Source organism: Deltaproteobacteria bacterium (assembly GCA_016235345.1).
Classification (GTDB): domain Bacteria; phylum Desulfobacterota; class Desulfobacteria; order Desulfobacterales; family Desulfatibacillaceae; genus JACRLG01.
The window spans coordinates 21,267-33,952 of sequence record JACRLG010000010.1 but is presented as its reverse complement, the minus strand read 5'-3'; the positions used below and the strand labels follow the sequence as shown (position 1 = coordinate 33,952).

The 12,686-nt window shown below is 52.6% G+C and carries 12 protein-coding genes; 3 read left to right on the top strand and 9 right to left on the bottom strand.

Annotated features, from left to right (window positions below; translation table 11 throughout):
- Positions 1-301: 301 nt before the first annotated feature.
- The 3 genes from HZB23_04960 to HZB23_04950 all read right to left on the bottom strand — a co-directional run bounded on the left by HZB23_04960 (position 302) and on the right by HZB23_04950 (position 1,617).
- Positions 302-772, bottom strand: coding sequence for a universal stress protein (locus HZB23_04960; protein MBI5844005.1), 471 nt, complete (start codon positions 770-772; stop codon positions 302-304).
- 17 nt (positions 773-789) lie between these two features.
- Positions 790-1,218: a universal stress protein gene (locus tag HZB23_04955; GenBank protein ID MBI5844004.1), complete on the bottom strand. Its 429-nt coding sequence runs from the start codon at positions 1,216-1,218 to the stop codon at positions 790-792.
- A gap of 90 nt (positions 1,219-1,308) precedes the next feature.
- Positions 1,309-1,617: an isoamylase early set domain-containing protein gene (locus HZB23_04950; GenBank protein ID MBI5844003.1), complete on the bottom strand. Its 309-nt coding sequence runs from the start codon at positions 1,615-1,617 to the stop codon at positions 1,309-1,311.
- A gap of 738 nt (positions 1,618-2,355) precedes the next feature.
- Here HZB23_04950 and HZB23_04945 point away from each other — a divergent pair.
- Positions 2,356-3,006, top strand: a complete 651-nt coding sequence (locus tag HZB23_04945; protein ID MBI5844002.1) for a response regulator transcription factor — start codon at positions 2,356-2,358, stop codon at positions 3,004-3,006.
- Between the two features lie 63 nt (positions 3,007-3,069).
- Here the strand turns inward: HZB23_04945 and HZB23_04940 are convergent, their stop codons facing one another.
- From HZB23_04940 to HZB23_04915, 6 genes are all read right to left on the bottom strand, one after another.
- Positions 3,070-3,834 carry a ParA family protein gene (locus tag HZB23_04940; GenBank protein ID MBI5844001.1) on the bottom strand — a complete coding sequence of 255 codons (765 nt, stop codon included), beginning with the start codon at positions 3,832-3,834 and terminating at the stop codon, positions 3,070-3,072.
- Between the two features lie 117 nt (positions 3,835-3,951).
- Positions 3,952-6,387 (bottom strand): response regulator, encoded by a 2,436-nt coding sequence (locus HZB23_04935; protein ID MBI5844000.1) that lies wholly within the window; start codon positions 6,385-6,387, stop codon positions 3,952-3,954.
- 4 nt (positions 6,388-6,391) lie between these two features.
- Entirely contained in the window at positions 6,392-6,769 is a 378-nt protein-coding gene (locus HZB23_04930) for a response regulator (GenBank protein MBI5843999.1), read from the bottom strand.
- Positions 6,744-8,432, bottom strand: coding sequence for a transporter substrate-binding domain-containing protein (locus tag HZB23_04925; protein ID MBI5843998.1), 1,689 nt, complete (start codon positions 8,430-8,432; stop codon positions 6,744-6,746). The genes HZB23_04930 and HZB23_04925 overlap by 26 nt, the downstream gene beginning before the upstream one ends.
- 655 nt (positions 8,433-9,087) lie before the next feature.
- Positions 9,088-9,537 carry a DUF2062 domain-containing protein gene (locus HZB23_04920; protein MBI5843997.1) on the bottom strand — a complete coding sequence of 150 codons (450 nt, stop codon included), beginning with the start codon at positions 9,535-9,537 and terminating at the stop codon, positions 9,088-9,090.
- A gap of 252 nt (positions 9,538-9,789) precedes the next feature.
- A complete protein-coding gene (locus tag HZB23_04915; GenBank protein ID MBI5843996.1) occupies positions 9,790-10,260 on the bottom strand; it encodes a hypothetical protein in 471 nt (156 codons plus the stop codon).
- Positions 10,261-10,659: 399 nt separating this feature from the next.
- Between HZB23_04915 and HZB23_04910 the strand changes: the two genes are divergently transcribed.
- The gene (locus tag HZB23_04910) at positions 10,660-11,577 is read left to right on the top strand and encodes a hypothetical protein (GenBank protein ID MBI5843995.1); all 918 of its coding nucleotides are present in this window, start codon (positions 10,660-10,662) and stop codon (positions 11,575-11,577) included.
- Positions 11,578-11,662: 85 nt separating this feature from the next.
- Complete coding sequence (locus tag HZB23_04905; GenBank protein ID MBI5843994.1) at positions 11,663-12,253, top strand: hypothetical protein; 591 nt, start codon at positions 11,663-11,665, stop codon at positions 12,251-12,253.
- The last annotated feature ends 433 nt before the right edge of the window (positions 12,254-12,686 follow it).

The window sequence follows — 12,686 nt, the reverse complement described above, 5'->3', positions numbered from 1 at the left end:
AAAACGCGAACTGCTGTGTCAGGCGTCGTCGGACGGCGCGTCGCGTACTTTTAGTACGCGTCCTTCCCGTCCTCCTCGCCATCCTTGCATTTCATCGTTTTTGATCGGCCTGCCGGTGCCGTGCTGAAAAGACAGCAGTAACCGACGCACTGGTCCCGCGCCAGCGATACAGGAAAATAAAGGACAAAGGCGTATCATGGGGGCGTGGACTGCTGCGCCGGAGCCATAACACGAAAAAATGCCGGGGCGGTTCCTTTTGTAAGGGACGGCCCCGGATTTTTTGTTTTTGAAATGTTAAGTTTTACGAGGCCACGGGGGATTGCTTCGGGATGCGGTGAGGGTTCACCACCATCACCGGAACTGACGCGCCCTTAATCACCCTTTCCGCCACCGAGCCTAAGAGAACCTTCTCCATGCCTTTGCGTCCGTGGGTCCCCATGACGATGAGGTCGACGCCGTTTTCCCTGGCGTAGTCCAGGACCTGCTCGGCAATGTCGCCGGAACGCACCGCGACAATGACGTTCATGCCCGGAAAATGTCTGTCCCGGAATTTCTCCAGGTTGACCTCGGCCCCCTTGGCCAGGGCCTCGTTCAGATTGTTTATGGCGGCAAAAGGCACGTTCATGCCCCCGAAATGGGAAAGGTCGCGGGCCACGAACAAAAGGTGCAGAACCGCGTTCGGCTTTTCCACCATGTTTTTCACGTGAAAAGCCAGTTTGGGCGAAGAAGGTGACAGATCGACAGGAAACAGTATCTTTTCAAACGCGCTCATAGGTCCGCCTTTCCTCCTTATTTTACCAGCATGACCGGGCACTGGGACAAAATTCCCACCTTGTAGCTTATGGTTCCCCACCCGGCTGCTCCGTCGTCTGGTTTTATGCGGTGCGAGTTCATCACTATAAGGTCGCACTTCCTTTCAGCCGCGTATTTGAGGATGCTTCCAGCCCTTTCGCCGATTTCGGTCTTCAAGCGGATTTTTACTCCTGAGTCCGAAAAGAGCCCGGCCAGGCGGGCAAGCTCGTCATGGGCCTTTTTTTCGAGCTTTAGGTAAAAATCCTTTATTTCCATGTAATCGGTGTCGTTTATGGACTCGATGACATGAAAAAGGGTGATGACGCCTTTTTTCGAAGGCGCGAGTTTTATCGCTGTTTCAAGAGCCTTGGAATTGCCCGGGGAAAAATCCACCGGCACCAGGATATTTTCATACATTGAGATAATTTCCTCCCGCCTCGCGTAAAGCCCTTAAAAAGACCGCGTGTGAGGCCCGAAACCAGGGGCTTCAAAATTCGGACATCAAGCGCCGGGCCGTTAAATCACCACCACGCAGTTTTCGCTGTTTCCGAATGGGTTGGGAACGTATTTGTCGGCCTCCCAGTCGTTTTCCCACACGGATTCGTCCACCAGGTAGCGGAACTGGTATTCGCGCCCCGGCTCAAGGTTCAGGGTGGCCTTGAATCCTCCGGCTTTGCCGCGCGTCATGGGGGTGGCCAAAGGATCCCAGCCGTTGAACTCCCCCACCACGTGAACGGAGTTCGCGTTTTCCATGCGTTCGGCAGGCAGGCAGAAGGTTACCTTGCACAAGGGCTTTTTTTTCAGATACTCTTTTTGGATGCTCATGGCACCCTCCTTTTTCCTGATGTCTTTACCCAGGGGGCCGAAGCCCCGGTTTGAAATATTCGCAAAAAACGGCTGTTTTAAGCGTAACGCCGTTTTCTGAACCTCTTGTCGGAAATTAGCTTTAAGGCCGAAGCAGACTCTAAAATATATTCAAACAGCAAGCCTTGTGCCACATTGCGTCATGAGTTGCGATCGGCTGATTTCGCGCAAAAAGAAAAAAATCCGGAAAAACAATGGCGAATATCTGTCCGATTTGTTTCCTGCCTGTAAAAAAATTTGACGGCAGTTCAGCCCGCCTCGATCAGGATTCCCTTAAATATATTACAAAATCGAACAGATGCAAGGCGGCCATTCCGTATCGACATTTTTATCCTGTTACTAACTGAGATCATTCTTGACAAGGCACGTCATAAATGGCCATAAGAGATTATCACCCTCTCATTGCCGCCGGGATTTATTTCAATGGATATCAGAGGGTCAGGACGGCGCTTCCTTGCAGGCGTTTTCATGACGCAGTCCGCACTGGGGAACTGGCCTTTTGAAGCTATCATCACGGAGACCCCATCAGGCTGTTATAAAACGCCACAATTCTTGCATATAAGAATTGTTAGCATTAATATATCTCAGAGGACAGAAGGCATTTGAACGCGGCGCTTGCCCTTTCGGAAAAGTTTTCAAGCCGCAGGGAGTGGTGACAAGTCAGGCGGAAAAAGAAACCGACAGGTAAGTTTTAAGATTATGAAAAAGACCATACTGATTGTTGACGATCACCCGATGGTTGCCGAGGGCATACGCTCTGTCATTTCGGACATGTCCGAGTTCGAAATCGGCGGCGTGGCCGATTCCGGTGATAGAGCCATAGATTTTTGCGCCAAAAACCCGCCTCACATAGTTATCATGGATGTCGCCCTGCCCGGAATGGACGGGGTGGAGGTGGCAAAGCGCATAAGGGCCCTCTGCCCTGACACCAGGATCATAGCGTTTACGGTCAATGACGGGCGGGATTACGTGCTTAGCCTTTTCCGGGCCGGAATCCTGGCGTATGTGAGAAAGGAGGACCCCGTTACTGACCTCACAATGGCGATCCGGGCCGTGAGCGGGGGCGGAACGTATTTTTCCTCCAAGGCCCCGTCCATCCTTCTGGATCAGATTTCAGACCTGGAAGACGGCAAGGGCAAAAAGGGTGAATACGAAAGCATGAGCCCCAGGGAACTGGAGGTTTTCAAACTTCTGGCAGAGGGTTTCTCGGTAAGGGAGATAGCCGGACGCCTCTCGATAAGCCCCAAAACAGTGGAATCCCACAAGTACAACATAATGGCCAAGTTGAAGCTCCGCTCCGTATCCGACCTGGTAAAGCTGGCCTTACGGAAAAAGCTGATCTCCTTATAAGAATTCCGTCCTTTCGTCCCCTCGCCCGGCGCTGAAAGCTCACGCGCAAAAGCGTCGGTCCGGTCAGCCCAGAAGCTCCCTGTAGAGCGCTGCGAATTCCTGGGTTATCTTGTGCGTCGGGTCCATGTGGATAAGGGGCAGGGCCTTTTCGTGGCTTTCCCTGATTTTCACGGAAGATGAAAGAAACGAGTCGAACACGGGAAGCCCCTCCGCCTTCAAGTCCTCCACCATTTTTTTCGGCAGGTTCGCCCTTGACTGATACTGGTTCACGATGATGCCCTCAACCACCAGGGTTGGGTTGTGGTCCTCCCTTATCTCGTGGACCGAACCGATAAGGCTGTGAATGGCCCTTCGGGAAAACTCGTCGCAGTCAAAGGGGATGAGGCAGGTGTCCGCCGCGATCAGGGCCGAAAGGGTATAGAAGGAAAGGGCAGGGGGGGTGTCCATGAATACGGCGTCGAAATCGCCAGCCGAATCCAGGGCTTCCTTCAGCTTGTAAATCTTGTACTTGGCCTCCAGCTTGCCCGCGAGGTCGGCCATTTCGGGGTGGGCGGGAAGAAGATGCAGGCCCGGAAAGGGCGTGGATGTTATGTAGTCTTGCAGGCCCCTTTTTCTCAAGCTGAACTTTAAGGTATCCCCGAAGAAATCCGCCAGGGTCCAGGGCGGAAGATGCTTTCCCGCTCCCAGGACATACTGGGAGGCGTTGCCTTGCGGATCCAGGTCCACCACCAGGGTTTTTTTGCCCTCCTGGGCGCAAAGGGCAGCCAGGTTAACGGTTATGGTGGACTTGCCCACTCCGCCTTTTTGGTTGAAAATGACTCTGCGCATTTTTTCCCTTCCGCTAGCCGGAAATCAATATTTTTGCCTGGTTGGGGAATCGGGTTTTCCCCTGAAGGAGACCTTTTTGGGCTGTGTTTTTTGCTTAACATTTTTTTTGCGCAGACGCTATCCCTTTTCCAGCACGTGAGCCACCCTTGAAAGCAAGGCTTTTATCGTAAACGGCTTCTGGAGAAACTGAACGCCATCCGCCAACATGCCGTGACGAACGATCACGTTGTCCGTATAGCCGGACACGTAGAGGACCTTTGATTCCGGGTGATGTATGCTGATTTTTTCGAAAACCTCAGGTCCCTTCATCTCCGGCATCACCACATCGGCTAACACCAGGTGGATGGGGCCTTTAAACGCTTCGGCCCTGGCGATGGCGTCCATGACCGAATGCGATTCGATCACCGTATATCCTTGGTTGCCGAGCATTCTGCACACCAGGTTGCGCACGGCCTTTTCATCCTCGATGACCATTATGGTTGCATCACCGGCGGGCATGGGCTCGGCCCGTGGCGCTTCCGCCTTTTTATCCGCCTTCTCCGAAACGATCGGCAGGTAAATTTTAAAGGTGGAGCCTTTTTCGGGCTCGCTGTAGACCAGAATATTTCCCCCGTGCTGCTTTATTATGCCGTAGGATGTCGCAAGGCCCAGGCCCGTGCCGCTTTCCTTGCTCTTGGTGGTGAAAAAAGGCTCGAAAATGCGGGCCTGGGTTTCCCGGTCCATGCCCTGGCCGGTATCGCTGACCCCTATCATTGCGTACATTCCGGGCGATATGTCCGGGCTGGTTTCCGCGTATGTTTCATCAAGCTCCACCGAAGCGGTTTCTATGGTCAAGTGCCCGCCGTCCGGCATGGCGTCCCTAGCGTTCACAGCCAGGTTCATCAGCACCTGCTCCAACTGGGCGGTGTCGGCCCTCACCACGAGCGGGGCCGCAAAAAGGGACAATTCCAGCTTGATGTCCTCTCCTATGAGCCGCCTGATCAGTTTTTCAAATCCCGTCACCACCCCGGAAACATCAACCGCGTTCGTTTCAAGAACCTGCTTGCGGCTGAAGGCAAGAAGCTGCCGGGTAAGGTCTTTCGCCCTTATTGCCGCCTGTAGTATTTCGTCCAGCATTTCGTGATGGGGGTTGTCCTTTTTGATATCCATCTTCATCATTTCGCCATAACCCATGATGACTGACAAAAGGTTGTTGAAGTCATGGGCCACCCCTCCGGCCAAGCGGCCCACGGATTCCATCTTCTGGGCCTGGGCGAGCTGTTCCCTTAAAAGCTGGCGCGAATGTTCAAGAGCCATGCGCTCGGTGACGTCTATCAGAAGTCCTTCGTAGGCGACGATTTTACGGCTTTCGTTGCGCCTGATTGCGGTCAGATCCTCCACCCATTTGACCGCCCCTGCGCGGTCGACGATTCGGTAGGGCGTGTGCGAAATGTTTTCCGCCTCAGGGTCGGCGCTTGATCGCCTGACCTCGTCGGCCACGCGGTCAAGGTCATGCGGGTGGATGACATCCGCGTATGGAATTGCGCCCGAAATGAAATCTTCAGCCGCCCAGCCAAAAAGACGGCGTACGTTTTCGGAGGCGTATTCGACCGGCCAGCCCCTTTTGTTTTTCCAGACAAAGGCCACCGCCGGAGAGCGGACGATTATGTCGTTGGCGAGCCTCAAGGCCTCATCGGCCTGTTTCCTGGCCGTTATGTCCCGCACAATGGCCCACATTCCCTCATGTTCGCCGCTGTCGTTCCGTATCAGAAAAGTACGCAGTTCGACGGGGAATATGGATCCGTCCTTTTTTCGGTATTCCTTTTCATAGACATCCGAATAACCCCGTGGAAGTATTTGCGTGGCCACTATGGTCTTTTCGTAGTCGCGCCATTTTTCCGGGGTGAGATCGGTATAGGTGAGGCCGGAAAGCTCCGCAGCGTCATAGCCCACCATCCTCTGGTAAGACTCGTTGCTCTCCATGATGGTTCCCTGCATGTCGACCCGGACAAAGCCGTCCATCATGCTTTCATGGAGTTTCCTGTACTTTTTTTCCGATATCTGAAGGGCTTGGGCGGCCTCCTGCCTCAACAGGCCCTCTTGTTCCAGCTGAAACATCTTCTGCTCAAGTTTCCGTATGAGCCTTTCGTTGTAAAGTTTGAAAACTTCCTCTTCGGGTAAAGGCAAGGCCGGAACCGCCCTGCCTCCGGCGCCGGCCATGACCTCATTCAGCGCATCCATGAACACTTCCGGTTCGCACGGCTTCTGAATGAAACGGTCAGCGCCGATCTTCAATGCGAAGGCCTCGTCTTCCGGCCCGGTATAGGTGGCCGTGTAAACTATTACCGGGGTCTGGCGAAGGGCTTCATCCGACTTCAAGGTTTGGATCAACTGGAATCCGTCCATGACCGGCATCAGGATGTCGCTGATCAAAAGGTCGAAGCCGCCTGTTCGCAGCTTTTCCATTGCATCCGCGCCGTTTTCGGACTCAGCCACCAGGTGCCCGCTGCCCCTGAGCAGGGCCGACAGCAGATAGCGGTTTTCCTTGTTGTCGTCCACAATGAGGATGTTCATTACATCACTCCCTGTTGTCGGGAAGGTGCCGGGCGATGTCGTCAACAAAGGTTTCCGGGTCGATGGGCTTTTCGATGTAGCCGGTGGAGCCGGCGGCCAGAATCTTTTCCCGGTCCCCCACCATGGCGTATGACGTGACGGCGATGATGGGCGTGCCCGCAAGTTCCTCATGCTTTTTCAGCTCGGCGGCAACAGCGTACCCGTCCATTTCCGGAAGCTGGATATCGAGCAAAATGGCGCTCGGCTTGAGCGCAAGGGCCATTTCAATGCCCTCCCTGCCGGTTGATGCGCCCATCACGGAAAAGCCGCTCTTTTCCAGCAGAAAACGCATGAGATAAAAATTCTGCTCGTTATCTTCAATGATCAGGAGAGTTTTTTTCATGGGGCTTCTCCGTGTGTTTCGGAAACCTGATGGTGAAAACGCTTCCCTGGCCCAACCGGCTTTCCACGAAAATGGACCCGCCCATCATTTCGATGATTTTCCTGCAGATGGAAAGCCCAAGGCCCGTTCCCTCGTGTTTGCGGGTAAGGCCGCTGTCCAGCTGGTGAAAGGGCTGAAAAAGGTTCGGCAGCTCTTCGGGTTTCATGCCTATGCCGGTGTCCGAAACCGATAAAAGATAATCGCCGTTTTCACTTTTGCACGAGACGGCAACCCGGCCTTTTTCGGTGAATTTGATGGCGTTATTCAGGAGGTTCAAGAGAATCTGCTCCAGGCGGCGCTGATCAGTGGTGGCGGCTCCCAGGTCGGCGTCGGCTTCCAGCGTAAGTTCCAGCCCCTTTTTTTCGGCCAGGGGGGCGACAAGCCTGACCACCTTTTCTATGGACGGGCGAAGCTCGAAGGGCTCTACGGCAAGCTCAAGCTGACCGGCCTCGATTTTGGATATGTCCAATACGTCGTTGATAAGGGCCAGAAGATGGCGGGAACTGGTCTGAACCATGGTCATCTGTTTTTTCTGCTCATCGTTCAAAGGCCCGGTGAGACCCTGGAGCATTATGCCCGTGAATCCTATTATGGAATTGAGCGGCGTACGCAATTCGTGCGACATGGTGGCCAGAAAGGCGGATTTGATCCGGTCTGCGGCCCTGGCCTTTTCCATTGCCTCGGCCAGTTCGGCGGTGCGCCTTTTTATGCGCTCCTCCATTTCAAGGTTGACCTCTTTCAGCTCCCTTGTGCGGACATTCACCTGATGCTTCAGCACAGAAGCTCCGGCAATGCTTGTCAGTAAAATTGCGCCCACCACAAGGCCGAGAATTTTCACCCATTGAGGCAGCTTGAAATGGACCTCCTCTGATGTCCAGCGTTTCATGGACTCGTAATAAACGGACCGTGAGTCTTTTTTGAGTTTTGAAAGATGGGCGTCGATGATCTGCAAAAATCGTCCCCGGCCCATTTTCGGAGCCGCGAAGAAAAGATCGGAAGGATTGAAAATGACGGCCGTGTCCTCCAGGCCGTATTTTTTGGCGTGCATCATGCCGAAAAACCGGTTGGTGGCCGCCGCGTCCGCCTTTCGTTTTGCGACCATTTCAAAGGTGGTTTTATAATCGGGGGCGGAAACGATGTTTGCGCTCAAACCGAATGTGCCGATCAGCTTCACGAGCTCCTGTTGCTGAATGGATCGATCCAGAACCGCTATGCTCTTGCCGTTCAAGTCCAGGACCGTGCTGATTCCGCTGCCTTTCCGGGCGTAGACCTGAAACCAGGAGGATAAAACCGGAACCTTGTGAAAGGAGAAAATTTTACTCCGGTCCGGCGTGTAGGCCATGTCGGGCATCAGGTCGATTTCGCCTTTTTCCAGGCGGTCCAGCCCCTCGGCCCAGGTGCCCGGAACATAGCTCACCCGCCAGCCCTCGGCCTTGGCGATGTGCGAAAGAATATCGATAAAAATGCCCGCCGACCGCCCGGATTCGTCGGTAAAGACCTTGGGGGCGTTTTCATAGGTGCCCACCCTGATGGAAACGCTTTCCGCCCAGGCAGAATGGGGCATTGAGCAGAAAACGAACGCCAAAAAGGAGCAAACAAACAAGGAAAACCGGCTCACGGGCATTAAGCGGAGCATGGTTCTTTTCCGTTTTCAAGGGAATCTGGCCGAGGGGAGAAATACTACAAGCCTATTTCTCCAACGTTTTTGGGAGTTCGAAAAATGGAATCAGGGGCTGTTTCCGAAAAAAAATTGTCACACGTAAGGCAAGCGTATTCGCCCTGCCGACAAGGCGCGTGACTGAGGAATAGCGAGCTATTCCGCAAGGAGCGCAACACAGTCGGAAGGGATGAAGACGCAACCGGTTGTAAAAGTTTTTTTGGAAACAGCCCCTAAACCCTGCTCCCAGAAATATTCGGGTCAAGTGCCCCATCGTCACCGGCTCATTCATGGTGGCGCTTCGGGGGCTTTTCTTCATTTGGCCCCGGCGGGCCCAAAACGGCTGTCCGCCAGCTTGTGTATGGGGTTTTGATGAGGAGCCGGACCTTTTACAGGCGAAGCATGCGCTGAAAACAGCCTCAGGCAGCCCCTTCAAGCCGGGCAATGTCTTTGTCGGGAAACGGGTGGTTCAAAAGGAGACTTGTGTATCTGGCTTATTATACAATTTTTTGGGCTTGCGGGAAACAAATTTTACGACTGCAGGACAGGCGAGGGGGGGGCAGGACGGTTCTTCTCTAATTGATGTCCACGCCTTATGTATTAGCAGCGTGGGCCTTCGGGTTCATTCGCCTTCTTTGGCTGTGTTGCGCGCCCTGTACCCGGCCATTCCGATTTTTGCCAGCCAGTAGGCAAGGCCTGAAAGGGGCAGTCCTATGACCAGGGCTCCGATGCTCAGAACCATTATGATGTGAGGGGCTTCGCTGAAAAGTCTTATGGCGGCGTCGAGGGAAAAATCCTTCCACGCGAAGCAGATCGGGTCGGAGTCGATGAACTTGCTTCCGACCCAGTAGGTTGACGCGAATAAAAGCGGGGCGGTAAGGGGGTTGCCCACATGAACGCCGAGAATGGCGGCCACTACGTTTCCCCGCAGCAGGGCGGCGAAAAGGAAGGCGAACATCGTATGGAAACCCCAATACGGGGTAATGCCCATGAATACGCCTATGGCGAAGCCGAAGGCGATTTTTTCATTGCTTGCGTCGATCACCACCAGTTTTGAAATGATTCTGCGCATTGTTTATCAGCGAGCCTTCCGCATCGTGGCAAGCTGTCTTAACACAAACGGCACGTGTTCACAATCGGGATAATGTGTTTGGAGGAATTTGCGGAGGAGCCAATTTTGGGTACTATTCTATACCTAACCCTATCCGAATAGACGAGGGAGGTGAGGCTGTGTAGCCCCCTGCCTTATAACTGCTCGTTTACCATTATGAAAAACGCAACAAAGCAAACAAAACGGGTATGAATCGAGAGGATCGAACAGCAGCTACTTTTCACTTGGAAAGGGAAAAATGATGAACTCTTTGGAATAAATTTTTCCTATTATTTTGTGATCGGAATTTGAATAAATATAGACGACAAACCTGAAAGTTCCATGCCTTCCTACGTGGCTAAAACATTTATGATTATGATCCCAAACTTGCTTTAGAACATTTTTAGGATCAAGTTTGTCCAATTTAACAGCTTTGCTACATTTAAGGTTATTAATAGAACCTATTTCGCGCCACCTGTTATCAATAAATTTTTCTACAGAACAATAAAATGTCAATTGTTCATTTGAAATATTACTAACTGAAAATTTAATTTTATCATTTGAAAAATATTTTTCTTTCAAATCAAAAAATACTAACCCATATTTATTGTTTACCGATGCAAGAATACTTGCATCGATTACAGGTAATATTATAAAAAAAATTATGACAGATAATGGCAGGATTTTTATTTTGAATGAAGTCATGGCATTAAGTACAGTCTAACATTGATGAAAAAGGATAGCTCCGTCCGTACCCAGGTGATTTATTTACGAAAGGTATCTTTTTGTATACACCGGTTATCGTCTCGGATGCAAGGGGGAAAATGGTCGCAGGGCTTCGCTTGAATCCGCCCTGTCGCAACTCTTGGTGCTTGAGTCGAACGGACATGGAAAAAATTGGCCGCTGAACAACCTCGTCTTTCACAAAAATTCGGTGATCGGCTGGATCAACGTAACTCGCCAAAAAAATTATCCTGAATCCGAAATATTTCGCCTTCCAAAAAACCCGAAAAAAAATTGTTGACAGATTGACGCATCGCGTCATACAGTATTGTGTAACAAATTTGGTGATTATCCGTTCACAACCTACCAAAGGAGGGGGGCATGGCAGAAAAGGGAAAAGAGGCAAAGGCCGGGGAAAAACCCGAATCCACTGTGGAATCCAAGGAAAAGCCCGTCACTAAGCCAAAGTCGAAAAAGGCTCCTGCCGAAAAGGCCGCCGCAGTAAAGGCGCCGGCAAAAAAGGCGGCGGCTCCCAAGGCTCCGGCTGCCAAGGCCGAAAAGCCAGTTGCGAAAGCCGCGCCAAAGGCGAAGGCCGAAGGCGGGAAGGCGTCAAAGCCCGCCAAGTCTGCTGCTGCCGGTGATGATTCTGCAAATGCCGACACCGAATATTACATCATCCGCACCATTCAGAAAATGGCCGACAACTGCAACGCGGCGCTTTCCGAGTACAACGAGAACATCAAGAAGGCCGTTGAAACAGCCACCGGATTCATCGAGGACGTGGGCAAGGGCACGGTGGAGGCCCTTGGGAGCTTCGTGGTGGACGGGCGCACCTTAATGGAGAAAATTCCCCTTGTCTCCACCCTTACCAACAGGATCGCGGAGAGCGAAGGCGGCAAGAACGTTGCAGAGAACCTGATCAAGAAGATGGGCGAGCCCGCCAAAAAGGCCGAATTCATGGTCACCACGGTTGTAATGAAGGCCGCCGGCGACACCCAGTCAGTGATGAAGCGCTACAACGAAAAGTTCAAGAAGGGCATGGAGTACGGAACCGATCTTGCCCAGGACCTCGGCAACATCACCATGATGACGGTGGGAAGCCTTACCGAAACAGGCCGGAAGTTCGTGAAGAACCTTTCCGCCCTGGAGAGCATCCAGAGCGCGGTTGAGCAGGGCGTGGCAACGGTTTCATCCAAGGTGAACCTGCCCACCAAGAAGGACATCCAGAAGCTGGTTGACGCCATGACGGTCTTCAACTCAAAGCTGGAAGGCATAATCAAGAAGAAGGAAAAGAAATAGCCTTTTCCTTTTCGGGGGGCGCGGGAAGCCGCTGTTTTCCGCGCCCTCTCATAAGCACAAAGCGGCCAAGCCCAGAGGATCATCCATGAGAAGAATAAAAAAGTACAGCAACCGCAAACTCTACGATACCACGGACAAAAAGTACATTTCGCTTTCCCGCGTGTCCGAACTGGTTTCGTCGGGGGAGGATGTTTACATCGTGGATTCCAAAACGGGCGAAGACATCACCTCCACCACCATATCCCAGCTTCTTGCCCGCGAAAAGGGCGTGCCGCCCAATGTCCTGATGCAGCTTCTCCAAAAGGGGCAGGGCACCGTGCAGGGAACCATAGCCTACGCCAAGCGTTACGCCTCTTTGTGGCAGAGCGCCTTTTCAATGGCCGAGGGCGAGCTTGACCGGATAATTGGCAAGATGGTTCGCAACAACGAGTTGTCCGAATCCGACGGATTCAAGGTCAAGACCGATCTCATCAGCTTTGTGGGCAATATGAAAACCTGGATGAGCGAGAAAATCGATCAAAGGGTGAGCGAGGTTCTCACCATGATGAACCTGACCACGCGGGACGAGATCGAAAACATAATTTCCGAAAATGAAAAGCTGTCAAAAAGGGTGGCTGAACTCGAATCAACTTTAAAAAACAACGGCAGCGGAGTCGGCAGGGGCTTTCACGCCTGAAACACTCGTTTTTTGGCGGATCGTAAAATTGATTGACGCGAAGAAGCCGACGGTTTTCGGGAAATGCCTAAAGCCGGTCGGAAAAGAAGGGCCAAGCCCGTACCCGATTCTGAAACACGGATTGGCAAACATTTTGCATTTGATGATATCGGGCAGGAGGTAAAACTGTCCGACAGTCAAGGAGATTGAAGGCAAAAGCCAAAACCGCTTCTTTAAAACGCCATACCCCCGCAGGAGAAATCCTGCTCCACATAGCGCCTCCCCCCGGCGCAGCCCCCTACCAGCCAGTGCCAGGCAGGTAGGGGGCTTTTTCTTTAGGCTTGCCGGACCTCTGCAAGTGCATGAGACCTCAGCGCCTTTGACACCCTGTCCGCAGAATTTCTTGACCCGGCGGGGGCCGCGAAGTAAGCTGCCAAAAATCCTGACCCCGGAC

Coding starts and splice junctions, on each gene's coding strand:
- HZB23_04950 (MBI5844003.1), bottom strand. CDS start 1,617: ATGAGCATCCAAAAAGAGTATCTGAAAAAAAAGCCCTTGTGCAAGGTA.
- HZB23_04935 (MBI5844000.1), bottom strand. CDS start 6,387: ATGAACATCCTCATTGTGGACGACAACAAGGAAAACCGCTATCTGCTG.
- HZB23_04945 (MBI5844002.1), top strand. CDS start 2,356: ATGAAAAAGACCATACTGATTGTTGACGATCACCCGATGGTTGCCGAG.
- HZB23_04960 (MBI5844005.1), bottom strand. CDS start 772: ATGAGCGCGTTTGAAAAGATACTGTTTCCTGTCGATCTGTCACCTTCT.
- HZB23_04925 (MBI5843998.1), bottom strand. CDS start 8,432: ATGCCCGTGAGCCGGTTTTCCTTGTTTGTTTGCTCCTTTTTGGCGTTC.
- HZB23_04910 (MBI5843995.1), top strand. CDS start 10,660: ATGGCAGAAAAGGGAAAAGAGGCAAAGGCCGGGGAAAAACCCGAATCC.
- HZB23_04920 (MBI5843997.1), bottom strand. CDS start 9,537: ATGCGCAGAATCATTTCAAAACTGGTGGTGATCGACGCAAGCAATGAA.
- HZB23_04930 (MBI5843999.1), bottom strand. CDS start 6,769: ATGAAAAAAACTCTCCTGATCATTGAAGATAACGAGCAGAATTTTTAT.
- HZB23_04915 (MBI5843996.1), bottom strand. CDS start 10,260: ATGACTTCATTCAAAATAAAAATCCTGCCATTATCTGTCATAATTTTT.
- HZB23_04940 (MBI5844001.1), bottom strand. CDS start 3,834: ATGCGCAGAGTCATTTTCAACCAAAAAGGCGGAGTGGGCAAGTCCACC.
- HZB23_04905 (MBI5843994.1), top strand. CDS start 11,663: ATGAGAAGAATAAAAAAGTACAGCAACCGCAAACTCTACGATACCACG.